The organism is Candidatus Palauibacter sp., assembly GCF_965237495.1.
GTDB lineage: Bacteria > Gemmatimonadota > Gemmatimonadetes > Palauibacterales > Palauibacteraceae > Palauibacter.
Genome location: NZ_OZ250143.1, coordinates 3,976,405 through 4,003,035 on the forward strand (window position 1 = coordinate 3,976,405; position 26,631 = coordinate 4,003,035).

Genomic DNA, 26,631 nt, shown 5'->3' on the forward strand with positions numbered 1-26,631 from the left:
CTGCCAGCCACGGCTATCGTTGCCGCTCGCGGCCGGAGCCGCGTCCGTCCCACGATTCCCGAGGCTCCGGCGATTCCAGCCGATTCCGCCGCCGCGCCCGATGCGAGCGGCTGCCACCGATATCCATGACCGACGAAACGAATACGGAACCCAGCGCCGATTCGGGCCATCCTCCCGGCCTGATGGACAAACTCGTGTCCCTCGCCAAGCGGCGCGGGTTCGTCTTCCAGTCCTCCGAAATCTACGGAGGCGTGGGGTCCGTCTACGACTACGGTCCGCTCGGCATCGAGCTCAAGAACCGCATCCAGCAGCTTTGGTGGCGGGAGATGGTGCATCGCCATGCCAACATCGTGGGCATCGACGCGGGCATCCTCATGAACCCCGAAGTGTGGGTGGCGAGCGGGCACGTGGGCGCGTTCACCGACCCGCTCGTCGAGTGCCTGAGCTGTCACCGGCGGTTCCGGGCGGACGAGCTGGCGCAGATTGAGGCGGGGAGTCCCGGTACGCAGCAATGCGCCGTGTGCGGGACCACCGGACAGTGGACGGACCCGCGCCAGTTCAACCTCATGTTCAAGACGTTCATGGGGGTCGTGGAGGACGAGGCCGCGACGGTCTATCTCCGTCCGGAGACCGCGCAGGGGATCTTCGTCAACTTCAGGAACGTGCAGGAGTCCGTCCGCCAGAAGGTGCCGTTCGGGATCGCGCAGGTGGGGAAGGCGTTCCGGAACGAGATCACGCCGGGGAACTTCATCTTCCGGACCCGCGAGTTCGAGCAGATGGAGATGCAGTTCTTCGTGGCGCCGGGCACGGAGGACGAGTGGTTCGAGGAGTGGAAGACACGGCGCATGGCGTGGGTCGAGTCGCTGGGGATCCGCCGGGACCGGCTGCGCTTCCACCGGCACGGGCCCGATGAGCTGGCGCACTACTGCAAGGACGCGTCGGACATCCAGTACCGCTTCCCGTTCGGGTGGCAGGAGTTCGAGGGGATCCACAACCGGACGGACTACGATCTCGGCCGCCATCAGGAGCACTCCGGGAAGAAGCTGGAATACTTCGACCAGCCGGCGAACCGGAAGTACGTGCCGTACGTGATCGAGACGTCGGCCGGACTCAGCCGCACCCTGCTCGTCGTGCTTGCGGACGCCTACGATGAGGAGGAAGTCGGAGGCCGGAAGCGGGTCGTGCTGCGGCTCAAGCCGGCGCTCGCGCCGTTCCAGGCCGCGGTGTTCCCGCTGGTGAAGAAGGACGGGATGCCGGAGATCGCCGACAAGCTGGCCGGCGAACTGCGTGGCCGGTTCAACGTCTTCTACGACATCGTGGGATCGATCGGCCGGCGGTACCGGAGGCAGGACGAGGCCGGGACGCCGTTCTGTCTCACGATCGACGGCCAGACGCTCGAGGACGAGACGTGTACGGTGCGCGACCGCGATTCGCTCGAGCAGACGCGGCTACCGCTGTCGCGCGTCGCGGCCTGGCTCGGGGCGGCGGTCGCCGGCGCCTCTCCCGGCGCCTGACCGGCTCGCAGGGTCATGCCGTTCCGCGTCGAGGAGATCCGGGATCGGGCGCAGCGGCTGCGGAGCGCCGTGGCGCGCGCCCACTACCGACTTCGCAGCGGACTCGAGGAGCGGTCTTCGCTGGCCGCGCTGTATCGCGAGCACCGGCTGCTCCTCGATCCCGCAGTGCTTCCGGCCATCCAGCATGAACTCTCCGAGGCGTACGGTGACGAGCGCCAGTGCCTGAAGGCGCTCTTCAACTGGGTGGCCGGACAGCAGATCGAAGCCGAACTGGCGCCGCTCGAGGACGAACTGCGGTCGTGGGAGACCGGGGCGACCGTGTCCGTAGCCGAGCGGGAGATCCCGCTCAGGCGCGTGCCGGACTGGATCATGCGGACGGATGACCGAGGAGAGCGGCTCGCCTGGGAAGTGGCGCGACACGGCCGGATCGAAGAGGCGGAGGCGCTCCGGCTCGATGTCGTCCATCGGGAGCGGGAGGCGGTCGCCCGGCTCGGTCTGGGCGACTACGTAGCGGCCCGCGAACGGTTGCTCGGTCTGGACCTGCGGCAAGTGGGGCGCATCGCGTCCGCGATCCTGCGGGGTACGGACGCGCCCTATCGCGAGGCGTTCGCCGAGGAAACCGACCGCCGGATCGACACAGGGCGCCGGCCGGCGTCCCGCTCCGACGCCCTGTGGTTGATGGGGATGCGATGGCTGGGGCGGCCGTTCGAGATCCAGCCGCTGTACCCGCATGTGAGGCGGACTCTGGAAGGCATGGGGCTTCCCCTCGCGCAGGACGGATCCGTGCGGGTGGACTTCGATCGCCGTCCGCTCAAGGACGAACGCTCGTTCACCGCGGCGATGGAAATCCCGGGTGAAGTCGTCCTCGTCGTGTGTCCGCTCGGGGGCTGGCTCGACGCCCGCGCGCTCCTCCACGAACTGGGACACACGCTGCACCACGCCTACTCGTCTCCCGCGATCCCCTGGGAAGAGCGCGCGCTGGGCGACGACTCGGTGGGTGAGTGCTTCGCGTTGCTGTTCGAGGAGCTTACGCTGAAGCGCGCCTGGATCGAGGCGGCCACCGGGCTGAGCGGGGATGCCCTGGCGGAATACGTACCGCTGGCGAGCTTCCTGCGCCTGTACCGTCTGCGCCGCGAGGCGGCCCGGCTCCTGTGGGAACTCGAACTGGCGAGCGCCGAGCGGCCGGGCCAACTGGCGGATCGCTACGCCGAACTGATGAGTGATGCGACCGGATTCGCGCACCACCCCGTTACGTACCTCACGGATCACCTGAGGGGATTCCGCTCGGCGCGGCGCCTGCGCGGCTGGATGCTGAGCGCGATCGTGCTCGACCGTCTGGAGAAGCGCTTCGGAGGGGAATGGTACCGCAACCCGGCGGCGGGGCAGTTCATGACCGAGATCCTCTCGGCCGGGCAGCGGGAGAACGCCGCGCAACTCGCGACCCAGCTCGGCGCGGACGGTCTCACGGCCGACCCGCTCCTGGCGCGTGTAGAGCGCTGGCGGTGAGCGTGACGCGCCGGCTCGGCCTGCCCGGCGGGTTCGCGATCGGCGCGCTCGCGGGTGCGGCCGGCGCGGCGTACTGGTGGACCATGACGCGCCGGAACGCGGCGCTCGTCCGGCCGCCCGTCCGCGACCTTTCCGGCGAAGCGCTACCCGCCGGCACGATCGAATACTCGGATGGCGAGTCCGTGGAGTACGTCGACGTCGGATCCGGCGATGTGCTCGTCTGGATCCCGGGCGCCGACGGACCGAAGGAGACGTTCCGGTACCAGCTGCCGCATTTCGCCCGCGGTCATCGCGTGGTCTGCGCCGATCTGCGCCGGAAGTTCGCCGCCGACGCGGGGTTCGAGCGCCTGGTCGACGACGTGGCCGAGCTGGTCGAGGCTCGCAATCTCGACCGCTTCGTCCTCATCGGAACGAGCCTCGGCAGCGCGATCTCGATCCGCTTTGCGAGCCGTTTCCCGGAACGGCTGCGGGGACTGGTCCTCTGTAACCCGCTCGCTCGCGTCTCCTACGATCACGTCGGACTCAATCGGGCCGCACTGACCCCGCTCGCCATGGTCACGACACGGTACCTCCCCACGAACCTCGCCCGCGGCCTGGCCCGCGCCTGGAGTCGGCTCGGCGTGTGGATCTTCGATGACTCGCCGGGCCGCGACGCCCTCATCGAGTACGCGCTCTTCACCGGGCCGCGGACCGTACCCCCCAGCGTCTCCGATCACCGGGTCGGCCGCCTGAGAAAGATCGACCTGCGGGCCGATCTCGGCGGCATCGCGGCGCCCGCGCTCGTGGTGAAGGGTCCACACGACGTGTATTGTCCCGTGGACTGGGCGATGGAGATCGCGGAGTTGCTGCCGGACGCCGAATACGTCCCCGTTCCCGGCACCGGACATTGCTCGCATGTCTCTCGGCCCGGGGCGTTCAACGAGGCGCTGGAGAGCTGGCTGCTGCGGCTCGCCGAGGAGTCGAGACCCGATCACCAGGACGAACCGGACGGAGGCGACGCATGACGAAACCCGTCTTCAGTTCCCGGGCCGCGATGATGCTGGCCATGCTCGGGATGGCGGTCGGAACCGGCAACATCTGGCGCTTTCCGCGCATCGCCGCGTCCAACGGGGGCGGCACCTTCCTCGTCGCCTGGGTCGTCTTTCTCTTCCTCTGGTCCGTGCCCCTGATCCTCGTCGAGTTCGCCTCCGGGAAGGAGGCCCGCTCGGGGCCGATCGGGGCCTTCGCGAGGCTGGCGGGCAAGAAATACAGCTGGATGGGTGCGTGGATCGCCTTCGTCTCGACCGCGATCATGTTCTACTACACGGTCGTGATGGGATGGACCCTGCGCTATCTGTTCGGCGCGGTGACGGGGACCGTCCCCACCGCCGCCTGCGAGCCCGGCGCGGTGGGTTGCGTGGGGCCCCAGGAGTTCTGGGACGGCTTCATCGGGTCGCCGTGGCCCATCCTCACGCACGCCCTCGCGATCGGGCTGGCGGTGATCGTCGTGCTGCGCGGCGTGCGCGGGATCGAGCGGGCCGCCCGTTTCCTCATCCCGAGCCTCCTCCTGCTCGTCCTGGCGCTGGCGATCCGGGCGGTCACGCTGCCGGGGGCGAGCGCGGGTCTTGCCTTCCTCTTCACCCCTGACTGGGGGAGGCTGGGCGAGGCCTCGATCTGGCTCGAGGCCCTCACCCAGAACGCGTGGGACACCGGCGCGGGCTGGGGGTTGATCACGGTCTACGCGATCTACATGAGGAAGCGGGAAGACACGACGCTCAACGCGTTCATGCTCGGATTCGGCAACAACTCGGTGTCGCTGCTGGCCGGGATCATGGTGCTGTGTACGGTGTTCGCGATCCTGCCCGGCGCGGCCGACCAGATCGTGGGGGCCGGGAACGAGGGACTGACCTTCATCTGGGTCCCGCAGCTGTTCGGGCGCATGCCGGGCGGCTCGGTGTTCATGGTCCTCTTCTTCCTGGCGCTCGTGTTCGCCGCCTGGAGCAGCCTCATCGCGATGATCGAATTGCCCACCCGGGTTCTCACCGATGCCGGGATGGCGCGGCGAAGGGCGGTGCTGACGGTCGGTGGCCTCGGCTTCGCGCTCGGGCTCCCCTCGGCGATCTGGATCGAGGTCTTCCGCAACCAGGACTGGGTATGGGGCGTCGGGCTGATGCTGAGCGGCCTCTTCTTCTCGATCATGGTCATGCGGCACGGCGTCGACCGCTTCCGCACGCAGTTCGTCAACAGCGAGGGAAGCGATCTCGTGATCGGGAAGTGGTGGAACGTCGTCATTCGACTCGTCGCCGTGCAGGCGGTCGTGATCACGGGCTGGTGGCTGTGGCAGGCCATCGACCTGAACGACCTGGCCGGGTCCTTCACGCCGATCTCCGAGTTCAACGTCGGGACGGTCCTCGTCCAGTGGGCCATGGCGATCGCCGTCTTTCTGGGCCTCAATCGCTGGCTGGCCGCGAACGCGACGGGTCGCACGGCGTCGGCTGAAGACGGCTGACCCCGGCCCGCCGTGACGGTCTCTGCCGCGGACTACCGGGGCGCGTTGGCGAACCTGGCCGGCGGGGTCGTCGTCGTGACCACCTCGGACGGGCAGGGGCGGCCGAGGGGGATGACGGCGACGGCGGTGTGCTCCGTGTCGATCCGGCCCCCGCTCGTCATGGCGTGCGTGCATCACGAGGCGGCGACGCATCGCGCGATCCACGACTCCGGCGCCTTTGTGCTCAACCTGCTCCCGGAGCACTCGGAAGCCCTCGCGCGGCGCTTCGCTTCGAGCCGGCCCGGCAAGTTCGGGGGCCTGCGTACGATTCCCGGGGAGACGGGCGCGCCGATCCTCGCGGACGCCATGGCGCACTGCGACTGCACGGTCGAGAGGGCGGTGGACGCCGGCGACCACACGATCTACATCGGACGGGTCGTCGGGGTCGCGTACCGGGAGGACGAGGACTGTCCGCCGCTCCTCTACTTCCGGGGCGGCTACCGTTCGATCGCGCCTTGAACTTCCGGCGCTTCCAGGCGGCGGCGCGCCGGATGTGGAACGAGATTCCCGAGGAGGCGCGCGAGGGGGTCGACGGGCTGACGATCGAGACGGAGGCCGTCGCCCACCCCGAGTTCGACTGGGTGTACACGATGGGCGAGTGTCTGACGGAGACGTGGCCGAGCGGCGCCGGCGGTGACGGAGACGTGCGTTCGGATCTCGTCCTCTACCACGGTTCCTTCCGGGCCCTGGCGGATCAGGATCCCGACTTCGACTGGGAGGGCGAGCTGTGGGAGACGATCCTGCACGAGTTGCTGCACCACCGGGAATCCGCCGCGGGGGAGATGGGGCTGGATGAGGTGGACTGGGCGCAGGAGCACAACCTCCGCCGGGTGGCCGGGGAGCCGTTCGATCCGGAGTTCTACCGGGCGGTGCCGGCCGGCCCGGACGGCGTCGTAAGACTTGAGTCGGAGCTGTTCGTGGAATCGAGCGTCGCGGAACGCGCGGTGGAAGCCGTCTTCGCGTGGCGCGGGCGGCGTTACGCGGTGGAGGTGCCGGCCTCCGCGGCCCGCGCCTTCGTGGAGGTGACGAACCTGGCGGGAGGGCGGCTGTGCGTGGCCGTGCGCCGACGCCGTCCGTGGTGGCGCTTCGGATCGCGCGCCGGCCGCCAGCCCGTGCAGCTCTCCAGCCCGGCGCGCCCCGCGCCCGCGAAGGGCGGCTAGAGTGTTGCCGCTCTTCGGCAGCTTCCGGATCGGACGCTGGTTCGGATTCCCCATCCGGATCGACTACTCGTGGTTCCCCGTCGCGGCCCTCGTGATCTGGACCTTCAGCACACGCGAGTTCCCGCGCGCGCTGCCCTTCTATCCCTCGTCCACGTACCTCGCGATGGGCACGGCGGCGGCACTCCTCTTCTTCCTCTCGGTCCTGCTGCACGAACTCGGACACGCGCTCGCGGGCCGCATGCGGGGCGTGACGGTCGAGCACATCACGCTGTTCATCTTCGGCGGCATCGCCCAGGCCCGCGACGAGCCCCGCCGTCCGCTGGACGAATTCCTCCTCACCGCGGCGGGCCCGCTCACGAGTCTGGCGCTGGCCGGCCTCTTCCACGCGGCCCGGCTGGCCGCGGAAGCCTGGTACGCTTCGCCGCCCGTCATCACGGTGCTCGGCTTCCTCGCCCTGCTCAACTTCGTCCTCGCCGTCTTCAACATGATCCCGGGCTTCCCGCTCGACGGGGGGCGCATCTTCCGCTCGATCGTGTGGGCCGTGACGGGAGATCTCCTGCGCGCGACCCGCTGGGCCACGCGCGGCGGCCGGCTGTTCGGCGCCGCGCTCATCGCTCTCGGGTTGTTCAACCTGAGCCGGGGACAGTTCATCTCGGGCCTGTGGGCCGCGTTCATCGGCTGGTTCGTCGTCAACGCCGCGGCCTCGAGTCTGCGGCACTTCGAACTCCGCTACCTGATGCGCCACATCCCCGTGGCGGCGGTCATGAGCCCCCGCCCGCGCGCCATCGAGGCGGGTCTGTCCGTCGAGCGGGCGATCTCCGACTTCTTCCTGCGGGGACGGCAGGAGGCCTACGCCGTGGAACGCGATGGTGGCCTGATCGGGGTCGTCGACGTGCGGGCGGTCTCGGAGGTGCCGGCGAACCTTCGCGCCGGGACGCCCGTGTCCGCGGTCACGAGACCCGCGGAGGAGTTCCCCGTGGCCCAGCCCGACGAGTCTCTGGTGGACGCGCTCTTCGGGCTGCGAGCGGGTGCCTCGAGTCTGCTCGTGATCCGGGATGGATTCGTCGTCGGCGCGCTGGACCCCCGCGAGGTCGTGGCGCGGGTGCGCCGGATGCAGCGGCTGGGCCTCGTGTCGCCGGAACAGGTCGCCGGGTCGGGGGGGACCGCCGGAGCGGACATCCGGACGCCCCCCGCGAAGAGCGCCTGATCGTGCGTCGGCCGCGTTCCTGGAGGGCCCGTTCCGAGCTTGCCGCGTCACTTTCGCCGCGACTCGCCGCCCTCTATCCGGACCTCACCGTCTCGCTGGACTGGGAGACGCCGCTCCAGTTGATCGTTGCGACCGTGCTCTCGGCCCAGTGCACGGACGAACGCGTGAACCAGGTCACGCGTACCCTCTTCCCGCGCTATCCCGACGCCCTGGCGTACGCCGACGCGCCGCTGGAAGAGTTGAAGGAAGCGGTGCGCCCCACCGGCTTCTTCAACAACAAGGCGCGCCACCTCCAGGGCCTCGGGCGCCGGCTCGTCGAGGCCTACGGAGGCGAGGTGCCCGCGACGATGGAGGATCTGCTCACCCTCCCCGGGGTCGCCCGCAAGACGGCGAACGTGGTGCTCTCCAACACGTTCGGGATCCACGAGGGCGTCGTGGTCGACACGCACGTGAAGCGGGTGACCCACCGCTTCGGCCTCACGAACGAGGTGGATCCGCCGAAGGTCGAAAAGGATCTGATGAGAGTCCTGCCGCGGGAGGCATGGCACCCCTTCGCCTGGCGGTCGATCCTGCACGGGCGCACGGTCTGCCACGCCCGCAAGCCGCGCTGCGCCGAGTGCCCGCTCGCCGACCTCTGTGTCAGCGCGGGGAAGTTCGGGTGACATGGGCCCCTCCGGCGCGGGCGACGAGGGCGCCCCGGGTGCGGGTGACGCCGACACGCTGAAGGAGGAGATCCGCGCGGCCGCCCGGGCGTGCGGGTTCGACCAGGTCGGCTTCGCCCCGGCCGAAGCACCGCGGCACGCGGACGAATACGAGGCCTGGCTGGCGCGCGGCTATCACGGCGAGATGGCCTACCTCGCGCGCGAGGACGCCGTGCGCCGCCGCCTCGACCCGCGGGAGGCTCTCCCCGGCTGCCGGACGCTCGTGGTCGTCAGCTTGCTATATGGCTCGACGCCGGGTCCGCCGCCGCCCGCCGTCGCGCCCCGCTCCACTGCCGCTCCCCCGTCCGCCGATCCGCCGGAGCGCCGGCTTCCCGTCGTGGCCCGCTACGCGAACGGACGTGACTACCACGACGTGTTCGAGGAGCGGCTCGACGAACTCTCCGCAGCGATCCGCCGCCTCTCACCCGGCGCCCGGACGAAGCGGTACGTGGACTACGGTCCCGTCCTCGAACGTGACCACGCCCAGCGCGCGGGCCTGGGCTGGATCGGCAAGAACACGATGCTCATCCACCCTGAGTTCGGGTCCTACCTCATGCTGGGGGAGTTGCTGACGGACATCGAGATCGAGCCCGACCCGCCCTTCGTCCACGACCGCTGCGGCACCTGCCGGCGCTGCATCGACGCCTGCCCGACGGACGCGATCCTCGACGGCCGCGTCCTGGATGCCCGCCTCTGCATCTCCTACCTCACGATCGAACTCAGGGGCCCGATCCCCGAGCATTTGCGTCCGGCGATCGGGACCCGTGTCTTCGGCTGTGACATCTGTCAGGAGGTGTGTCCCTGGAATTCGGATGCGCCGTCACCGGCTCCGGGGCCGTTCGAGCCGCGGCTCGGGCAGCGGGTGCCCCCCGGGGACATGGCCGTTTGGGCCGAGGAAGTGGCAGCCCTCGACCCCGACGAGTTCCGAGCCCGTTACCGGGGAACCGCGTTCAGTCGCCCCGGCCGCGACGGGCTGCTTCGTAACCTCGCCGTCGGCCTCGGCAACGCCGGAGGTGCGGCCGCGCGCCCCGTACTCCGGCGCCTGGAGGCGGACAGTTCGCCGCTGGTGCGAGAGCACGCGCGCTGGGCGCTCGCCCGCCTCGCGTCCGCATAGGCCGGATGGGGAGACAGCCCGTGGGGACCCCGGGCGGAGATCGTGATCCGGCGTTAGCTTGAGCCGTCGCAGAGTAAGGTAGCGACCTGGTCGATGGATTCCCGGATCGGGGAGTCAGGTCGGACCCCAGAATTCGGAGAGAAATGCATGCCAGGCTACGCGATCCTGGGAGAGCCCTGGTGGATCCCCGTCCTGTGGGTCATCGCCATCGGTCACGTCACCAACGTCTGCAACACGCTCTACCTGCACCGCTCCGCCACGCACGGCGGGGTCGTCTTCCATCCCGTGGTCGAGCACATGATGCGCTTCTGGTGCTGGCTTGTGGCCGGGATCGTGACGAAGGAGTGGGTCGCGGTACATCGGAAGCACCACGCGTACGCCGACCGTGAAGGGGATCCGCACTCGCCCACGGTCGAAGGTCTCGCGAACATCGCCTTCAACGGCCTCTTCTTCTACCGGAGAGCCGCGCAGGATCAGGCGGTGCTCGACAAGTACGGCAAGGGGACGCCGGACGACTGGGTCGAGCGCAACATCTACACGAAGCGCCGGGGCCTGGGGGTCAAGCTCATGCTTGTCCTCTCCTTGTTCCTGTTCGGGATCATCCCGGGTTTCATCGTCTGGACATGCATGGTGTTCACGGTCCCGCTCATGGGGAACATCATCAACGGTCTCGGGCACGCGCTCGGCTACCGGACCTTCGGCACCCGCGACGACAGCCACAACCTGCATCCGTGGGGGATCTGGATCCTCGGTGAGGAACTGCACAACAACCACCATGCAGATCCGCGTTCGGCGAAGTTCAAGGCGCACTGGTGGGAGTTCGACATCGGCTGGTTCTACATCCGGATACTGCAAATGCTGAGACTGGCCGACGTGCTGTACGCGCGCTCGGCCTCGCCTCGGGAGTTCGCGGCGCGGTTCTACCGGGATTCGGCGGACCGCGTAAGCGGGCGGCTCGAACGAGCGGTGGCACGAGTCCAGCGGACCCGGGAAGCCGGCCTGCGGAGCATCGAGCACGCCCGCGAGGAAGGCAGGTCGCGGCTGGAGACGCTCCGCGCCGGCGGACGGGCGAAACTTGACCGGGTCCCCCGCGCGCGTCTCGATCAACTGAAGGAAGAGTGTCTCACGCGCCTCGACCGCGCCGCCGAGAAAAGCCGGGCCCGGCTGGATCGCATCAAGACCGGGAAGCTGGGTCGCCTCGACGCGGTGAAGGCGGAAGCCCGCACCGAACTCGACCGCGCTCGCGAGGCTGCCCGTACCCGACTCCTCCGCGCCGTCGAAACCATCACCCTCGAGAGCCGGCCCGCCACGGACTGACCTCCACACGCCGCAGTTGACGAACGGTGCCGTATCCGTGCATCTTGCGGAGTAATTTTTAGCCTAGACTAAAAATCGTTCGCCTGCAGGATCTGGAGGTCAGGGTGAAGCCGGAGAAGTTGAGTCGCCGAGATTGGCTCAAGCTCGGTGCCGCGGGCGTGGCGGGCGTTTCGGGCGCGACGGTGCTGGACCTCGCCTCGCGGGGCGGTGCTCGCGAGGCCCTGGCGGCCAGCGGCATCGCGCCGCGCGGACCGCGAGGTGTCGCGCCCCCGGCGGGAAGCCACGCGGCGCACCAGGAAGCCATGGGCATCGTCGGCATGCCTCGGCCCGACGAGAGCTTCGATCCCACCGCTTTTCTGACCGACTTCGATTACGGCGAGGTCACGACCCGCGCCGACGGGCGCACCGTGCGGCGGTGGAACATCGTGGGGCTCGACCGGGAGATCGAGATCGCCCCCGGCGTCTTCTTTCCGGCCTGGACCTACAACGGACAGGTACCGGGGCCGACGCTGCGCTGCAGCGAGGGGGACATCCTGCAGGTCGAGTTCACGAACGCGGGCTCGCATCCGCACACGATCCACTTCCACGGTACGCACCCGCCCGAGATGGACGGCTTCGAGCCCATCGTCGCGCCGGGGCAGCGGTTCACCTACGAGTTCGAGGCGAAGCCGTTCGGGCTCCACCTCTACCACTGCCACACGATGCCGCTCAAGCGGCACATCCATAAGGGTCTGTACGGGACGTTCATCGTCGATCCGCCCGAAGGCCGGGAGCCGGCGCGGGAGATGGTGATGGTGATGAACGCCTTCGACAGCAACCTCGACGGGGACAACGAGGTGTACGCCGTCAACACCTCGGCGTTCTACTACCACCATCACCCCGTCCGCGTCGGCGTGGGCGATCTGTGCAGGATCTATCTTGTGAACGTGACCGAGTTCGACCTCATCAACTCGTTCCACCTTCACGCCGGCATGTTCAAGGTGTTCAGGACCGGGACGCAGCTGGACCGCTACGATCTCGCGGACACCATCATGCTGTGCCAGGGCGAGCGTCACGTCCTCGAGTTCCGGCTCGAGAACCCCGGCATGCACATGTTCCACGCGCACCAGAGCGAGTTCGCCGAGCTGGGGTGGATGGGCTTCTTCGAAGCCGTCGACCGCCTCGCCGCCGACGAGGGCGCTCCCGTGCGCGGCCATGTCTGACGACCGACCCGCCGGCGTTCCGGGTCGACACGGCCCGGCGCGCTGGGTGCTGGGCCTGTTGCCGCTGGCGCTCCTCGCGGGGCTGGTAGCCTTTTTCTTCGGCGCGGACCCCACCGCCCCCTTCCGCGCCGCGTTCCCGCCCGTCGAGGACCTCACGATCGAGCGCGTGAGCTTCCCCGAACACGGGATCATGCGCGTGCACGTCGTGAACGGCGGCCCCGAAGCCGTCACCATCGCGCAGGTCGCAGTGGATGACGCCTACTGGCAGTTCAGGATCGACAGGGACCCGACTCTCCCCCGCCTGGGTGGCGCCACGCTCGAACTGGACTACCCGTGGGTCCAGGGCGAAGCACACCTCGTGAGGCTGGTCACCTCCACCGGACTCACCTTCGATCACGAGGTGGCGGTGGCGACGCTTTCCCCGCGGCCGAACGCCAGGTACCTGATGACGTTCGGACTGCTCGGCATCTACGCGGGCGTGATCCCCGTCCTGCTCGGCCTGCTGTGGTATCCGTTCCTGCGCCGCATCGACCGCAAGTGGATCCACTTCTATCTGAGCCTGACCGTCGGACTCCTCGCCTTCCTCCTGGTCGACGCGTTCGATGACACGCTCAAGGTGTCGGCGCTCGTACCCGCCGGGTTCCAGGCGGCGGGCCTCATCGCGGTCGGCGTGATCGGCGCCATCGTGGGTCTGAGAGCGCTGGGGAACCTTGGGCGGAGCAAGAGCGGCGCGAGCAGCGGGCTGACGGTCGCCTATCTGATCGCGACCAGCATCGGGCTGCACAACCTGGGCGAGGGCCTCGCCATCGGGGCGGCCTTCTCGCTGGGAGAGATCGCGCTCGGGAGCTTCCTCGTCATCGGGTTCGCCCTCCACAACACGACCGAGGGACTCGCGATCGTCGCGCCGGTAGCGGAGAAGCGGCCGGCGCTCCGGCACTTCGCGTTCATGGGCGGTCTCGCGGGTTTTCCCACCGTGCTCGGCGCCTGGGTGGGCGGCTTCTCCTACTCGCCCACGCTGGCGACGTTCTTCCTCGCGCTCGGGACCGGGGCCATCCTGCAGGTGATCGTCGAAGTGACCCGCCTCATCCAGAAGAGCTGGCCCCGCGGCCTGTTCACCCCCCTCAACGCCACGGGTCTCGTCCTTGGCCTGCTGGTGATGTACGGAACCGCGCTCATGGTGACGGCGTAAACTCCTCACAGGAGGCAAGATGCTCGGTGGAAGAAACCCCGGCCTCGGCCTCGCCATCCTCCGAGTCATTCTCGGGCTGATCTTCCTGCTGCACGGCTGGCCCAAGCTCGCCGGCGGGATCGAAGGGACTTCGGCCTTCCTGGGGTCGCTTGGAGTTCCGCTTCCCCTTGTGGCCGCGTGGGGCCTCTCCCTGCTCGAGACCGTGGGCGGGGCGCTCCTGATCGTCGGCCTGTTCGTCACCCCCGTCGCCCTGCTCCTGATCGCGCATATGCTGGCGGGCATATTCCTCGTGCATCTGCCGAACGGGTTCTACGTCATCGGACCGGGCCAGGGGGGGATCGAATTCAACCTGCTCCTCATCGCCGGCCTCCTGACCCTGCTGCTCACCGGTTCCGGCATCGCGACCCTCGCGAGCCGTTTCCAGAAGGACATTCAAGTATTCTGACCCGAGACGTTCCCGCGGGGCTGTATGCCATGGACTACTCGTGTCGTGTACGCCCGTCTCATAACGTCCACCAATGACTTGAATACGTTGCACCATAGCGAGATAGGAGCATCCACCTCGTCCCACCACCGACTGACGCCATTCCCTTGCATCCAGCACGCTGTGGCGGGTATATTGGTAGGTATGACGCTCCCGACACGACCTCCGCAACGCAAGCCGCGCGGCCGGCATCCCCAGAACGCGCTCTCGCCCGTCTTCGTCCGCAACGTAAGCGAGGCCGGACGGTACTGCGACGGGAACGGCCTCTATCTCGATGTCCGGCCCACCGGAAGCCGGGGCTGGATCCAGCGGATTACGATCCGCGGTCGCAGGACCGAACTGGGGCTCGGGGGATACCCTCTGGTCTCACTCAAGGAAGCGCGCGAGAAGGCGTTCGCGAACCGGAAGCTGGCCCGCGAGGGCGGCGATCCCCTGACCGAGAACCGGCGGGCCGAGTCGATGCCCACCTTCGCCGAGACGGCCCAAAGGGTCTGGAAGCAATTGCGTCCGGGCTGGCGCTCCACCCGGCACGCGCAGGTCTGGCTGAACAGCCTGGAACGCCACGTCTTCCCCCGCATCGGCGAGATGCCGGTCTCGGAAGTGTCCAGCGCCGACGTGATCGGGATCCTGGCCCCGATCTGGCACGAAAAGCCGGCCCTGGCGAGGAAGCTGCGCCAGCGGATGCGCGCGGTCATGGAGTGGGCGGTGGCGATGGACCTTCGGCCCGACAACCCCTGCGATCGGGTCGGTCCCGTGCTTGGAGCCCAGGCGAATCGCACACAACACCTTAGGGCGTTGCCGCACGGCGAGGTGGCGTCGGCGATCCAGACGGTTCGGGCGTCCAGCGGACGGCTCATTGTGAAGCTGGCCTTCGAGTTTCTGGTGCTGACGGCGACGCGCTCCCGCGAGGTTTATGGAGCCGTGTGGACGGAGATCGACCGGGGTGAGGCGGTGTGGACCCTACCAGCCCCACGCACGAAGGGGAACCGGGAGCACCGCATCCCGCTCAGTGGTCGCGCGTTGGAGATTCTCGAGGAAGCGCGGGGGCTAGGTCGCGGCAACCGGCTTGTGTTTCCAGGCGAGCGCGGAACGCCACTCGGGCGCACGGCCATATGGGAATTGCTCAGGGCGTGCAACGTCGCGGCCGTGCCGCACGGGTTCCGGTCGTCGTTCCGGGACTGGGCGGCGGAGGAGACGGACCATCCGCGCGAGGTGGCGGAGGCGGCGCTGGCCCATGTGGTCCGTAACCAGGTCGAGGCCGCCTACCGGCGCACGGATCTGTTCGAGCGGCGGCGGCGGCTTATGGACGACTGGGCAGCCTATCTGGCCGGAGACCTTCGCGATCCAGAGGCCGGACCGATCCGTTGATTCCGCCGCGCTCGGCGGCGATCCGCCCTCGGGCAGCAGCGAGTTTCCAAGGGGGCGCAGCTCACCTCGCCAGTTCGCAGTGTGCAACATGGGGTGAGCCGGCTCCCGGTCCAACGAGTGCCGGCTTACCAGCGTCGCCGTGCAAACCGCAAGATGAGGCCGTGTCACCGGGAACCCTGCGGCTCGTAACCCATGGCTCCAGGCTGTGAGGCCGCGCCCTTCCTCTAGTCCGCCTTCCCACTCACTTCACGTATCGCGTCCGCCATGATTCCACACGCCGCCCCGATGACTCCTATGCCAGCGAACATCGCGAACGTCGCCCAGATCCGACCGGCAGCGGTCACCGGATAGACATCTCCGTACCCCACCGTCGTCAGGGTAATGACTGCCCACCAGAGACCGTCCAACACCGAACCAAAGACCTCCGGCTGTGCCTCTTGTTCAAGGTGGTACATGCCGAGTCCGGCCGTGATGATCATGACGGCCGTACCGGTTAGCAACACACCACCTTCATCCTTTGCTGCGGCAAACGCCTTCCGAAGTTTGGTCACGGCGTTGCTACGACCAGCCAGTCTGGTTGTTGAGCGGAACAGACGGAACAGGCGGAACGCACGAAGCGCCTTGAGATCGAATCCGGTGAACAGCCACAGCGGCAGAATGGCCAGGAAGTCCATGATTCCGATGGGGCTAAACGCATATTCCCGCCAGTTATCCGCTCGACGGATGCGCAAGCACCACTCGATCGTGAATAGAAGCCAAGTGCCCACGCCCGCCCAATACAGAAGCCTCGCGGCACCTGTGATCGCGGGTATGGTCTCCGCTCCTTGGAGCAACAGGTCCACGCCAATGATGGCAAGAACTGTGCGTTCGGTTCGTTCGGAGAAAGGGCGGGATCGTCTCATCGCGGGATCTCCCTGCGTTGCGAAGGTGAGAGTACAGGCGCCGGAAGTTAACTTCGGGCGGCGGTACGGCGGATTGTACAAGTACGGTAAGCGGAACACCGGACGCCCAAATCACGGCAAGAAACCACGTAAGTTCAATAGGGACTGCACGATCTGCCATTCTTGCCGTTGGCGGAGATCTGATTCTAGCGTTCTGAAATGGCCGGAAACCGGTCATCAAATGGCGGGAATCCTAGTCCTAGTCGTCTCAGATCCCCTCCGCGCGACGAGCGGACCGAAGCTGTTCGCGACCACCGCGGGCTTACCATTGTTGCGGATTCCGACGTATGCCGATCACCGATTCCAGTGCATGCCGATCACTGATTCCGAGGCATGCCGATCGGTGATTACGATTCAAGCCGATCACGCTGGAGTGAGCGAGTAGCGGCGCTGGAGAACCTGTTGTAGCGGCCCCTTCTTCCCTTCTCGACGAGGTCCTTGAGACGAGGAGGGAGAGGGTGTCGCGGAAGAGGTTGTCCATGCGCAAGATTCGAGAACTGATGCGCCTGAAGTACGAACTCGGGCGCAGCCACCGCGAGATCGCCACCTCGCTGGGCATCGCCAACAGTACGGTGAGCGATTACGCGGGCCGGGCGAGGGCGGCCGGACTCTCGTGGCCGTTGCCGGAGGGGCTGGATGACGCCGCTTTGGAGGCGGCGCTGTTCCCCCCGCTTCCGCCCTCGCGGGTTCCCCGTCCCGAGCCGGACTGGGGGCGGGTGCACCGGGAGTTGGCGCGGCACAAGGGCGTGACGCTTCAGCTTCCGTGGCTGGAGTACCGCGAGGCCCATCCCGACGGCTACCAGTACAGCAGGTTCTGCGACCGGTACCGGCAGTGGCGCGGGCGACTGGACGTGGTGCTGCGCCAGGTGTACCGGGCGGGCGAGAAAGCGTTCGTCGATTATGCGGGCCCGAAGTTCCCGGTCGTGGACGGGAGCACCGGCGAGGTGCGAGAAGCGGCGGTCTTCGTCGGAGTCCTGGGCGCATCGAACCACACGTTCGTGGATGTGACGTGGAGCCGCGCGCTGCCGGACTGGACGGCCTCGCACGTCCGGATGTTCGAGTTCTGGGGCGGGGTGCCCGAACTCGTGATCCCGGACAACGAGAAGGCGGGGGTCCGCGCGGCCAGCCGCTACGAGCCGGATCTGAACCCGTCCTACCAGGAACTGGCCACCCACTACGGGACGACCGTGCTGCCGGCGCGGCCACGGAAGCCCCGGGACAAGGCGAAGGTGGAGGCCGCGGTGCAGCACGTCGAACGCTGGGTCATGGCGCCGCTGCGCAACCAGACGTTCTTCTCGCTCGGCGAACTCCGCCGGGCCATCGCACCGCTTGTGGCCGCGCTGAACGAGCGGGCGTTCCAGAAGACCGGGGGCAGCCGGCGCGGCTGGTTCGAGGATCTGGACCGTCCGGCGCTGAAGCCGCTCCCCGCCCGGCGCTACGAGTACGCCGAGTGGCGCGGGGCCCGCGTCAACATCGACTACCACATCCAGGTCCGGCACGCCTTCTACAGTGTCCCGCACGCGCTGGCCCGCCGCGAGGTCGACGTTCGGATCAGTGCGCACACCGTCGAGATCTTCCACCGGCACCGGCGCGTCGCCGTTCACCTCCGCGCCCGCCGCAAGGGCGCCTACACCACCGATCGGGCCCACATGCCGGCCGCCCACCGCGCCCACGCGGACTGGAGCCCGTCGCGGCTGATCGCCTGGGGCCGCGGGGTCGGACCGGACACCGCCGCCTTCGTCCAACGACTCCTCGAGGCCCGGCCCCACCCCGAGCAGGGCTACCGCAGTTGCCTCGGCCTCATGCGCCTCGCCCGCGCCTATCCCGCCGAGCGCATGGAAGCGGCCTGCCGCCGTGCGCTCGAGATCGGCGCCCTCGGCTACGGCTCGGTGAAGTCCATCCTCGCCACCGGCCTCGACCGCGCCGGAGATGACGAAGCGCACACCCCTTCGCTGCCCGCCGACCACGCCCACATCCGCGGGCCGCAGTACTACGCCGCCGCCCGCAACGGAACGTCCCCAAATCGAAAGGAGTCCTGACCATCATGCTTCGACAACCCACGCTCGACCTGCTCCACGAACTGCGTCTGGCCGGCATGGCACAGGCCTTCCAGGAGCAGACCGCCATGCCCGACTTGGGCGAACTCTCCTTCGAGGACCGCCTCTCGCTCCTCCTCGAACGTGAGAAGACCGACCGGGAACAGCGCCGCTACCAGCGTCTCAAGGGCCACGCCAAGCTCCACCTCGACGCGACCATCGAAGACCCCTCAACTTCAAGGCGCCCCGAGGCCTCGACCGCTCCCTCGTGCTCCGCCTCGCCTCCGGCCAGTGGATCAGCGACGGCCAGACCGTCCTCGTCACCGGCGCCACCGGCTCCGGCAAGTCCTACCTCGCCTGCGCCCTCGGCCACCAGGCCTGCCGCAACGGCATCTCGACCCGCTACTACCGCCTCTCCCGGCTCCTGGACGAACTCACCCTCGCCCGAGCCGACGGCTCCTACCCCAAGCTCGTCCAGCGCCTCGCCAGAACCTGGCTCCTCATCCTCGACGACTGGGGCCTCGCCTCACTCTCCGGACAGGGCCGCCACGACCTGCTCGAGATCCTCGACGACCGCTACGCCCGTCGCGGCACCCTCCTCGCCAGCCAGGTCCCCCTCGAGCACTGGCACGATGTCGTCGGAGACCCCACCTTCGCCGACGCCATCCTCGACCGCCTCCTCAACAACGCACACAGGATCACCCTCAAGGGCGGTTCGATGAGGAGGCTCTACGACTCGACCAAGGCCGGCTCCACGCCCTAACTTCAACCCTCAACCACGACCCCCCGGCCCGCTATGGACCTCCGCTCCTCCAAGGTGATCGGCATGAATCGGAATCCGCGATCGGCTTGTCGGAATCGGTGGTCGGCATCGTCGGAATACGCAATTGTCACGCGGAAACGATCCTCTAGGAGCCTGCGCCGCAGGAGCGCGGCGGAAGCCATCGGATGCCGCCCGCGGGGTCTCGCGAGCCGAAGTGTCGGTCGTTTTCCGGACGGGAACGCGTTGTAGGCGGGGAGACGGCCCGGCGGGCGGCGTTCGGGCGGGGCCGCGGACCTCTTTTTGTGCCCCGGGGGACGCTTGACACGGATTTTCGGCCCCTCACGCTGCCTGAAGGACGTGGAGGCGCCTCATGTTGAGCGCCAGGCACACGAGGTCCCACTCGCCGCGCACCTTCTCCAAGCCCCGGAGGCTGAACCTCCGGAACCCCATCGCCTCCTTGACCCAGCCCATGGGCGCCTCCGCGATCCACTTGCGCTTGGCGTACACCGCCCGGCCCTCCGGAGCCGCCAGCTTCTTCGCCATGCGCGCCCTCGCCGGCTGCTTCTCCGGGTCGGGCTTGCCGGCCCCCTTGCCCTCCCGGCCCAGCGCTACGTAGCCGTCGATCCCCCGCGCCTCCAGAGCCGCCAGATCCTCCTCGTTACAGTAGCCCGCGTCGGCCAGCACCTGGCCGGGCGTCTCCCCGCACCGCCCGGACACCTCGTCCACCCGTTCCACCAACTGCCCCTGGTCGCTCGCGTTGTCCGTCACCGCCGTCCCCACCACCAGTTGGCTCTCCCCGTCCACCACCGCCTGCGCGTTGTAGCACTGCTGGTAGCCTTCCGTGCTCGTCCGCATGATCCGGCTCTCCGGATCCGTGAAGTTCGTCTGATCCTTCGCCTCCGGCTCCCCGTACGCATGCTTGTACGGCGGCCCCCCCTTCGGGTTGCGGTCCCACTCCGGCTTCCGGCCCCGCGCGTCGTCCCGCTCCCGGGCCTCCGCCTCCAGGCGAGCCTTCGCCGCCCGGATCGCCGCCAGACGGTCCTCCCGGCGCTTCAACTCCTCGGGCAACTCGTCGCCCCGAACGTCCTCCCCGTGGCGCTCGTCCTCCTCCGCGTCGATCGCCTCGGCCGCCGCCAGAAGCTCCGCGATCTCCGCCTCCAGGCGGGCCTCTTCCGGCCCCATCCGCCCATAGCTCATCGCCTTCCGCTTGCTCGCGTTCGCGCGAACCTTCGTCCCGTCCACCGCCACCCGGCCCAGCCCCGCCAGCCCCAGTTCCCGCGCCAGGCGCACCACCTCCGCGAACAACGCCCCGAACGCCTTCAGGTTCTTCTTCCGGAACTCGCACAACGTCCGGTGCGCCGGAAAGTTCCCCGCCGCCAGCATCCTGAGCGCCACGTCCTCCTCCAGACGCCGCGCCAGCTTCCTCGACGAGAACACCCCCGTCGCGTACCCGTACACCAGCACCTTCACCATCATCCGAGGATCGTACGGGCTCCGACGCCGCCCATCCCCTTCGTACCGCGCGTAGAACGGCGACAGGTCCGCCGCGTCCACCAGATCGCTCACATGATGCGCCAAGTGCCCCGCCGGTACCCACTCCCGAAGATCCTGCGGCAGCAGCAGCTGCTGGTCCGGATCGTACGGCCGGAACCTCGTCCTCATCCTCTCCGGATCGTACGGTAGGGACCTCGTCCCCATCGCCACCTCCCCGCGCCGAACGTGAACCGGTCACAGCCCGGCATCACCATAACCATCCGGCACGCGCCGCACCATCGGCTTCTACGGCGCAGGCTCCTAGCAGGCCGTGGAAGAAGTGGTTGCCGGCGTGGCTGACTGTGGAAGCGGAAAGTGGCGGATGATTTGGGTGTTGTTATGCAAAAGGCGGCCCGGGGGGCGGTGAAAGCCGCGATTTGCGCCCGGGAGGCCGAGAATGCGCCCGATTCGGCCAAGAAAGGCGGCAAAGTCGCGTGCGGAGGCGTCCGCGAGGGCCGCGGCCGCTGCCGCGAGGCCCTGCAGGCCGCGCGGGGTGCCGAAGCCGAAGCGGCTGCGCATCGCCAGCGAGAGGTTGAAGGCGGCGGCGTGAACGAGCATCCGTTTTCGGATCTCCTCCTGCCCGCGGACGTGAACGCGGCGCAACCCTCCGGTCACGAGGAGGTGGGCGAAGGTGCGCTCCAGCTTCTCTCCGCGTTCGCGCTGCAGCCGCTTCCCCCGCTCGCCCCGGTTGCGGCGGCGGTTGCCGTACACGGCCTTCTGCGCGTCCCGCTTGCCCTTCCACTTCCGGCGGCCCCGGTTCGGCTCGCTCACGTAGCTCCGCAGTCCCCGCTCCTTCACGCCCGTCATGGTCGCGTTCGAGTGGTAGCCCTTGTCGGCCACCACTTCCCTCGGCTCCGCACCCACTTCCGCCAGCCGCCGCTCCGTCTCGTCCAGCGTCACCGGCAGCGACGCGCAGTCGCCGCCGTCCATCGTCTGCACCGTCACGGCGACCACCGCGCCGGTCTCCATGTCGACCGCCTGCTCGAGCTTGTGCGCCAAGCGGGTGCGGCCGTCCTTCATCTTCGTGATCCGCGCCTCCGGGTCGTGCGGATGCTTCCAGTCCTTGTTCGACCCCTTCCCCGGACGCTTGCGGTCCAGCTTCGCAAGGTCGGCCCGCGTCGGCGTCTCGATCCCGGACGCCCGCGCCAGCTGCTCGAGCCACGCGTCGTACTCCGTCTCGTCGTCACGCCGCACGATCGCGCGCAGCGCCGCGTTCGCCTCCAGCGTCGTCGAGTCCACCCCCACCGTCTTGCCCCGCAGCAGCCCCGACTCCCGCAGCACCTCCAGCACCCAGCCGAACACCGCGCCGTGGGCCTCCAGGCTCAGCCGCTTGCGCGTCTTCGACAGCGTGGAATGCTCCGGCGGCGTCTTCGCCAGACCGTAGCCCAGAAACTCCCGCAGCGAGATCGAGTCCCGGCAACGCCACGCGATGCCCCGTTCCGAGCCGATCCCCTCCAGGTATCCCACCATCAGCATCCGGAAGTACACGCCCGGTGGCAGGCCCGGCCGGCCCATCCGCGCCGCGTAGAACTCCCGGCACGCCTCCTCGGCGAACTCGTCAAAGCCGCTCTTGCGCAGAAGCTTGTCCAAAGCCGCGTAGAACGGGTTGTCCAGCGCCCGCACCGCGCTCGCCGCAATGAACAGCTCCTCCTGTCGCTCGCCCGGCATCCTGCCCACCGCCATCGCCAACCTCCCGTGACCGCCGGTTGCCTCTTGTCCCGCCCACAATCTAACCATCAACACCGGCGCGGGACATCGCGACTTTTTCCACGGCCTGCTAGCCGGCAGGTTCGCCCGTCGACGGGCGAACCATTGGGATCCGGCACCTCCGCAGACGGGGAACTAAGCTTCCGAGCTTGGTCAACGAACATCGGAGCATCGAGCCGCAGTATCCCTCGATTACGACATCCCGCTTCAATCCCGCAGCCACGACTGGGGAACCAGCGCGCTACCCTCACGCCAGCGCTCGGCTATCGCGTCCCTGAACCAGTCCTCAAGCATCTCTACGTGATCGACGACGATGATCTGCATATGGGGAGCAAGCTCACCGCAATAGTGATAAAGCAAGCGGTATAGCTGACGCACGGCGGCTTGGTCCTCGTCGCGAAGCCCGTCGATCAGCCCGCCTTCATCCCGCTCGGGCGGAAAATGTGCCTGCGAGGGTTGATCAAGCATCAGCAGGCGGGGTACGGGACGGCGGCGGCGATTGAAGAGTTTGTGGAGGCTCAAGTGCGCCGCGACGTGGTAGCCGACCCAGTTCTCGCCGCTACCCATCTGCGCGAGGGACAACGGACCGTCATCGGTGTCCGCAACCAAAGTGAGGCGCTTGAGGTCGAGCCGGAGGGGGTTCTCCCCGTGCTCAAGCCCTAACTCCTTGGCAAAACCAGTCAGATCACGGCCCAAAAGATTGAGGGCCGTTGTCAGCCGTTCCTGCGCCGTGACGTCGTCGAGCGTGGCTTCCAGTTCCCTGACCTCGGCACGCAGTTGCTCAATCCTGCCTGGCAGCACGCCGTCTTCCGCAACGACCGCCGTATTCTCCAGATAGTATGCGATCCTTCCAGCGACGCGCGCCTGCTCGACGAACTGGTGCTGTTCGAGGCGTAGCCGCTCATTGTCCTGAATTCGCTTCGCAATATTGGTCTGCACGTCCCGAAGCTGCTCGTTCACGTTTGCCCGCCGCGATCCGAGTCCGGCAAGCCGCTCTTGAAGACGCGGTGCGTCGCGGCGCACCGAACGAAGTTGGGTTTGCACGTTGGCGAGTGAGGCCCGGAGTTCAGTGACAGTGGGCACGGGGACGGCAAGGTGGCTCTCGCAGAGTGGGCAGGTTGCGCCCGTGTCCTCCCCCGCGTCCGAGATCAATCCAATGGAGGCGAGGCGCGCCTCCTGTTCACGGGCCTCGACCTCGAAATCCGAAGCTTCGCGGCTTATCCGCTGAACGTCGCGGATTTCCTCGCCCAGCTCCTGGAGCTGGTGAATGAGGGAACGGCGGCGCTCATCGAGCGCGGTGAGATCGGCTTCGGGATCATCGATGGCAGAAAAGGCGATCGCCTTCGGAATGGTCGCCTCCCTCAGAAGCTCAAGCACTCCGCTCGCATCGTCCGGCTGCGCATCGGGCGCAATCAGCCCGGCCCGCCGCGCTTCTGTCAGCAGGCCCCGCGTGGCGTTTGACGCTTCGCGCGTGATCGACCGTGCCTCGACGTATTCGCGCTCAAGCTTCCGCAGCCGCGCCCGGACATCTTGGTAGCGCTTGAGCGCAAGGAAATGGTCTTCGTCGACGGCGCCGAGAAAGTACGGCAGCGCGTCACTGATGGCTCGTGGGAAGAACTGCTCCCCCTGCCTGTGAAACAGCAACCTGCGGTTGGCGATCTCGTCCTGCGCTTGCAGGCAGAAGAGGATGGCGTGCCGCGAAGAGGCCTCCAGCGGCCGGCGCGTGGACCATGATTCGGGAGTGTGGATATTTTCAGTTATGCCAAGCGTCGCAGACAACTGCGTCTTGAGGCCGCTGGCGGTGATGTTCTTGTGGAAAACACTCGCATCTGTAGGAAGTCCGCCAACGCCACGCGCGAAGTAGATCTCAGCGCTCGCCCGGCCTGCCGGTCCGGGATTCTTTCGAGCGATCAGGATATCCTCGCCGTCATTGTCGAAACACACGGCGAACCAGGAAACGCCCTTGCGAATCTCGCCTTCAGGGACAGTGCATTCGTCCCGGCCCCAGCAATAATCGACAATATCGAGAAGAGCGGATTTTCCGGTTTTCGGGCCACCAGTGACGATGTTAAGGGCGCCTAACCTGAAGGTCACGTCACGGCGCTCGCCGCTGTGGGAGTAGATTGAAATCGAGCGGATTTGAAACGTCACGGCGCGACCCCCATGCCCTGCAAGATCGCCGTCTGAGTGCTCTGCCAAGCGAACCAGCGGCCAAGCAGGCGGGCCGCGTTGCGTGCCGCCTTGACTTCATCGGTGCCGACGGCAAGCCGGGCACCGCGCGGGAGAGGATTTGTGCCAGGCAGAAGCCCGCCGCCCTCAAGCGTAAGAAGCCGGTGACGGACAGCAAACAGCAGCGCTTCGCGGCTGATGGGGCGCAGCCGCCTTGCGCGCTCCGGCAGCTCAGCCAGCAGCGCGGCATGTTCGGCAACCCAGCCGGCGAAAACCTTGTTGGCTCGCAGGGGCAGCGCTTCGCGCGTCGGCGTGTGCAGCGTGAGAGGGAGAACGAGAAACGTGGTCACCATACCGAGCGCCGCTTGCCGGGTGCGATGGTATTCGTGGGCGGTGTGACCGATCAGCTCACCGCAAAACGCGGGATTGAATATCCGGGCTTCCTCGGCCGAGCGCTCTGCCCAGGGAAGGCTCCAGCGGGTTTCATCCGCCATCGGGATCTCCTTCGTCCTGATCTCCGCAAAGGGACTTGTAGTCACGGTGCCAACCTACACGGAGATCGTCCGCGAGGATGTGGTAGGAGCCAACATTGAGAAACCGGCTGATCGTCGTGCGTAGCGGAAAGCGCGCTCCGGTTTCGACCCAGTGGTACAGATTGTGCCCCGCCTCGCGGAGGTCCGCTTCTTGGCAGTCTTCGGAGAGGCCGTGGCACATTTGCGCGAAGCGTGGCTGCCATTCCTCGATCAGGGTCTTTTCGAAGTGCCCAACTTCACCGTCAAAAATCAGGTTCCTGCGTGCCCACAGCGAACGCTGGGTCGATGCGCGGTAGAAGTCACGCTTTGCGTATTGCATGCGGCGTACGCCGACGCTGACAGAGCGAAGCTGGCGCACGAAGCGCATTTCGTCGAGCGAATCGAGTTCTTGTTGGGACGGATCGACATGCTCCATGTCTAGAGGCAGGGCGTCGCGCTTGAAGCTGTCACGGATATCGTCGAGCTTCTGTTCGACTTCGAGCACGGGAATCGTTCCGGGCCTCTCGGCCTGTAGCACAGTGCAGATGCGCGGCCACCACCAGCCTTCCAATTGCTCGCGGGCAAGCGGCGCTTGCCCGCGTGGTGCGATCATGCGAATCCCCTCTTCAATCAGCGACTCAATGTCGCCGATGAGCGGCGCGCCGTCGATGATTTCGATGGCCGCGACAAGAGCCTTGCGCATCTCCGGCGTCAGTGCCTTGAAGGCGGCAATCGCCTTAGCGAGAACCTGATTCCTTGAAGCGCCGCCCGCCTCCACCAGCATGGCTTCCGCCTTGGCGGGATCGCGGTTGCCTGCGTCAGCGGGTCGGAGATACGAGGCCGCAGAACCGGTTGGCGCGTGCGCGGTTGTGACCAGCGCAAAGCGGGTGCGACCGGGTAGCGAGGGATCGGCCTTGGCGGCTTCGGCCCAAACCCCCAATGTCTTCCATAGATCGACACTTCTGTCGCTCAGGTCGCCGGATTTCTTGAGGTGATGTTTGGCCTGGAGAAGTTCGAGTGCATTGCCGCTCTTTTCGAAGGACACGTCGTCGAACTTCTCAACGGCGATTTCGATGCCCGAATCGACGTAGGCGTAGCGCAACGCCTCCACCAGCGCGAGGCGGGCTTGGTATAGATAGCCGGCGGCTGATCGCGCCGCGCTATGGACCGCATGTGGCTCAGACATGGCCCCCCTGTTCCAGGGCTATCTCTAAGGGAATGACCGATCTTCCCAACAGGCCGAGCGCCCGCCGCATCTCGCGGCCCACGGCGTCCGGCTCATCGGCCAGGCGGGCGCTTCCGACGAACGCCAATGGTTCCGCGTCGTTCTCGACCAGGGACTCCCGCAGCCACTCCTGCCGCCGTCGCATCGTGTAGAGGGTGTCAAGCAGGTCGGGGCTTGGCTTGCCTCGGGCGCCACTCGCCACGGTGCGGTAGTCGGGAACCGGAAGGCGCTCGACGGGGGGCTCGGGGAGGAACAGGTAGCCGAGCGGCGTATGCGTAGCCTTGGCCAGCTTCTCCAGCTGCTTGAGCGTCGGTTGCCTTTCGCGTCGAACCCAGGCCGGGAGCTGCGGTATGCGTGCCGCGAGGTGAGCTACGTCGTAGCCGGCGCGCTCGCAGGCCCAGCGAAGCATCTCCGGGGGTACTGGAACGCGAGTCATGCCCCGATCCTCACAACACC

Annotated in this window: 22 protein-coding genes and 1 pseudogene; 16 read left to right on the top strand and 7 right to left on the bottom strand. The window is 67.7% G+C overall.

Going from position 1 to position 26,631, the window contains the following annotated elements; translation table 11 throughout:
• The first annotated feature begins 125 nt into the window (after positions 1-125).
• From ACPXY0_RS17460 to ACPXY0_RS17525, 14 genes are all read left to right on the top strand, one after another.
• On the top strand, positions 126-1,514 hold the full coding sequence (locus tag ACPXY0_RS17460) for a glycine--tRNA ligase (RefSeq protein ID WP_423926775.1): 1,389 nt from the start codon (positions 126-128) through the stop codon (positions 1,512-1,514).
• Positions 1,515-1,529: 15 nt separating this feature from the next.
• Complete coding sequence (locus ACPXY0_RS17465) at positions 1,530-3,020, top strand: hypothetical protein (protein WP_423926777.1); 1,491 nt, start codon at positions 1,530-1,532, stop codon at positions 3,018-3,020.
• A 2-nt stretch (positions 3,021-3,022) separates the two neighbouring features.
• The gene (locus tag ACPXY0_RS17470) at positions 3,023-4,024 is read left to right on the top strand and encodes an alpha/beta fold hydrolase (protein ID WP_423926779.1); all 1,002 of its coding nucleotides are present in this window, start codon (positions 3,023-3,025) and stop codon (positions 4,022-4,024) included.
• Positions 4,021-5,508 carry a sodium-dependent transporter gene (locus ACPXY0_RS17475; protein WP_423926781.1) on the top strand — a complete coding sequence of 496 codons (1,488 nt, stop codon included), beginning with the start codon at positions 4,021-4,023 and terminating at the stop codon, positions 5,506-5,508. Before ACPXY0_RS17470 ends, ACPXY0_RS17475 begins: the two co-directional genes overlap by 4 nt.
• 12 nt (positions 5,509-5,520) lie before the next feature.
• Positions 5,521-6,006 carry a flavin reductase family protein gene (locus ACPXY0_RS17480; protein WP_423926783.1) on the top strand — a complete coding sequence of 162 codons (486 nt, stop codon included), beginning with the start codon at positions 5,521-5,523 and terminating at the stop codon, positions 6,004-6,006.
• Positions 6,003-6,707, top strand: coding sequence for a hypothetical protein (locus tag ACPXY0_RS17485; protein WP_423926785.1), 705 nt, complete (start codon positions 6,003-6,005; stop codon positions 6,705-6,707). Before ACPXY0_RS17480 ends, ACPXY0_RS17485 begins: the two co-directional genes overlap by 4 nt.
• Position 6,708: 1 nt before the next feature.
• The gene (locus ACPXY0_RS17490; RefSeq protein ID WP_423926787.1) at positions 6,709-7,914 is read left to right on the top strand and encodes a M50 family metallopeptidase; all 1,206 of its coding nucleotides are present in this window, start codon (positions 6,709-6,711) and stop codon (positions 7,912-7,914) included.
• Between the two features lie 2 nt (positions 7,915-7,916).
• Positions 7,917-8,576, top strand: a complete 660-nt coding sequence (gene nth / locus ACPXY0_RS17495) for an endonuclease III (RefSeq protein ID WP_423926789.1) — start codon at positions 7,917-7,919, stop codon at positions 8,574-8,576.
• Position 8,577: 1 nt separating this feature from the next.
• Positions 8,578-9,729: a tRNA epoxyqueuosine(34) reductase QueG gene (queG, locus tag ACPXY0_RS17500; RefSeq protein ID WP_423926791.1), complete on the top strand. Its 1,152-nt coding sequence runs from the start codon at positions 8,578-8,580 to the stop codon at positions 9,727-9,729.
• Positions 9,730-9,876: 147 nt separating this feature from the next.
• Positions 9,877-11,046: a fatty acid desaturase gene (locus ACPXY0_RS17505; RefSeq protein WP_423926793.1), complete on the top strand. Its 1,170-nt coding sequence runs from the start codon at positions 9,877-9,879 to the stop codon at positions 11,044-11,046.
• 119 nt (positions 11,047-11,165) lie between these two features.
• Positions 11,166-12,248, top strand: a complete 1,083-nt coding sequence (locus tag ACPXY0_RS17510) for a multicopper oxidase domain-containing protein (RefSeq protein WP_423926795.1) — start codon at positions 11,166-11,168, stop codon at positions 12,246-12,248.
• Positions 12,241-13,437: a ZIP family metal transporter gene (locus ACPXY0_RS17515; protein WP_423926797.1), complete on the top strand. Its 1,197-nt coding sequence runs from the start codon at positions 12,241-12,243 to the stop codon at positions 13,435-13,437. The genes ACPXY0_RS17510 and ACPXY0_RS17515 overlap by 8 nt, the downstream gene beginning before the upstream one ends.
• A 19-nt stretch (positions 13,438-13,456) precedes the next feature.
• Positions 13,457-13,882, top strand: coding sequence for a DoxX family protein (locus ACPXY0_RS17520; protein ID WP_419934371.1), 426 nt, complete (start codon positions 13,457-13,459; stop codon positions 13,880-13,882).
• 183 nt (positions 13,883-14,065) lie between these two features.
• Positions 14,066-15,289 carry a tyrosine-type recombinase/integrase gene (locus ACPXY0_RS17525; RefSeq protein ID WP_423926800.1) on the top strand — a complete coding sequence of 408 codons (1,224 nt, stop codon included), beginning with the start codon at positions 14,066-14,068 and terminating at the stop codon, positions 15,287-15,289.
• A 224-nt stretch (positions 15,290-15,513) separates the two neighbouring features.
• Here ACPXY0_RS17525 and ACPXY0_RS17530 read toward each other — a convergent pair whose 3' ends face one another.
• The gene (locus ACPXY0_RS17530) at positions 15,514-16,191 is read right to left on the bottom strand and encodes an ion transporter (protein ID WP_423926802.1); all 678 of its coding nucleotides are present in this window, start codon (positions 16,189-16,191) and stop codon (positions 15,514-15,516) included.
• 518 nt (positions 16,192-16,709) lie between these two features.
• Here ACPXY0_RS17530 and istA point away from each other — a divergent pair.
• Both istA and istB read left to right on the top strand, forming a co-directional pair.
• Positions 16,710-18,269 (top strand): IS21 family transposase, encoded by a 1,560-nt coding sequence (gene istA / locus ACPXY0_RS17535; RefSeq protein WP_423926804.1) that lies wholly within the window; start codon positions 16,710-16,712, stop codon positions 18,267-18,269.
• 5 nt (positions 18,270-18,274) lie between these two features.
• Positions 18,275-19,029: pseudogene (gene istB / locus ACPXY0_RS17540) on the top strand (IS21-like element helper ATPase IstB).
• A gap of 339 nt (positions 19,030-19,368) precedes the next feature.
• Here the strand turns inward: istB and ACPXY0_RS17545 are convergent.
• The 6 genes from ACPXY0_RS17545 to ACPXY0_RS17570 form a co-directional block, all read right to left on the bottom strand.
• A complete protein-coding gene (locus ACPXY0_RS17545; protein ID WP_423926806.1) occupies positions 19,369-20,691 on the bottom strand; it encodes an IS1182 family transposase in 1,323 nt (440 codons plus the stop codon).
• Between the two features lie 132 nt (positions 20,692-20,823).
• Positions 20,824-22,245, bottom strand: a complete 1,422-nt coding sequence (locus tag ACPXY0_RS17550) for a transposase (protein WP_423926808.1) — start codon at positions 22,243-22,245, stop codon at positions 20,824-20,826.
• Positions 22,246-22,476: 231 nt separating this feature from the next.
• Entirely contained in the window at positions 22,477-24,420 is a 1,944-nt protein-coding gene (locus ACPXY0_RS17555) for a DUF3732 domain-containing protein (RefSeq protein WP_423926810.1), read from the bottom strand.
• Complete coding sequence (locus tag ACPXY0_RS17560; protein ID WP_423926812.1) at positions 24,417-24,932, bottom strand: three component ABC system middle component; 516 nt, start codon at positions 24,930-24,932, stop codon at positions 24,417-24,419. The genes ACPXY0_RS17555 and ACPXY0_RS17560 overlap by 4 nt, the downstream gene beginning before the upstream one ends.
• Entirely contained in the window at positions 24,922-26,136 is a 1,215-nt protein-coding gene (locus ACPXY0_RS17565) for an ABC-three component system protein (protein WP_423926814.1), read from the bottom strand. Before ACPXY0_RS17565 ends, ACPXY0_RS17560 begins: the two co-directional genes overlap by 11 nt.
• Positions 26,129-26,611 (bottom strand): helix-turn-helix domain-containing protein, encoded by a 483-nt coding sequence (locus tag ACPXY0_RS17570; protein WP_423926816.1) that lies wholly within the window; start codon positions 26,609-26,611, stop codon positions 26,129-26,131. The genes ACPXY0_RS17565 and ACPXY0_RS17570 overlap by 8 nt, the downstream gene beginning before the upstream one ends.
• Positions 26,612-26,631 lie beyond the last annotated feature (20 nt).

Coding starts and splice junctions, on each gene's coding strand:
- ACPXY0_RS17460 (WP_423926775.1), top strand. CDS start 126: ATGACCGACGAAACGAATACGGAACCCAGCGCCGATTCGGGCCATCCT.
- ACPXY0_RS17465 (WP_423926777.1), top strand. CDS start 1,530: ATGCCGTTCCGCGTCGAGGAGATCCGGGATCGGGCGCAGCGGCTGCGG.
- ACPXY0_RS17475 (WP_423926781.1), top strand. CDS start 4,021: ATGACGAAACCCGTCTTCAGTTCCCGGGCCGCGATGATGCTGGCCATG.
- queG (WP_423926791.1), top strand. CDS start 8,578: ATGGGCCCCTCCGGCGCGGGCGACGAGGGCGCCCCGGGTGCGGGTGAC.
- ACPXY0_RS17505 (WP_423926793.1), top strand. CDS start 9,877: ATGCCAGGCTACGCGATCCTGGGAGAGCCCTGGTGGATCCCCGTCCTG.
- ACPXY0_RS17515 (WP_423926797.1), top strand. CDS start 12,241: ATGTCTGACGACCGACCCGCCGGCGTTCCGGGTCGACACGGCCCGGCG.
- ACPXY0_RS17520 (WP_419934371.1), top strand. CDS start 13,457: ATGCTCGGTGGAAGAAACCCCGGCCTCGGCCTCGCCATCCTCCGAGTC.
- ACPXY0_RS17525 (WP_423926800.1), top strand. CDS start 14,066: ATGACGCTCCCGACACGACCTCCGCAACGCAAGCCGCGCGGCCGGCAT.
- ACPXY0_RS17530 (WP_423926802.1), bottom strand. CDS start 16,191: ATGAGACGATCCCGCCCTTTCTCCGAACGAACCGAACGCACAGTTCTT.
- istA (WP_423926804.1), top strand. CDS start 16,710: ATGCGCAAGATTCGAGAACTGATGCGCCTGAAGTACGAACTCGGGCGC.
- ACPXY0_RS17545 (WP_423926806.1), bottom strand. CDS start 20,691: ATGAGGACGAGGTTCCGGCCGTACGATCCGGACCAGCAGCTGCTGCTG.
- ACPXY0_RS17550 (WP_423926808.1), bottom strand. CDS start 22,245: ATGGCGGTGGGCAGGATGCCGGGCGAGCGACAGGAGGAGCTGTTCATT.
- ACPXY0_RS17560 (WP_423926812.1), bottom strand. CDS start 24,932: ATGGCGGATGAAACCCGCTGGAGCCTTCCCTGGGCAGAGCGCTCGGCC.
- ACPXY0_RS17565 (WP_423926814.1), bottom strand. CDS start 26,136: ATGTCTGAGCCACATGCGGTCCATAGCGCGGCGCGATCAGCCGCCGGC.
- ACPXY0_RS17570 (WP_423926816.1), bottom strand. CDS start 26,611: ATGACTCGCGTTCCAGTACCCCCGGAGATGCTTCGCTGGGCCTGCGAG.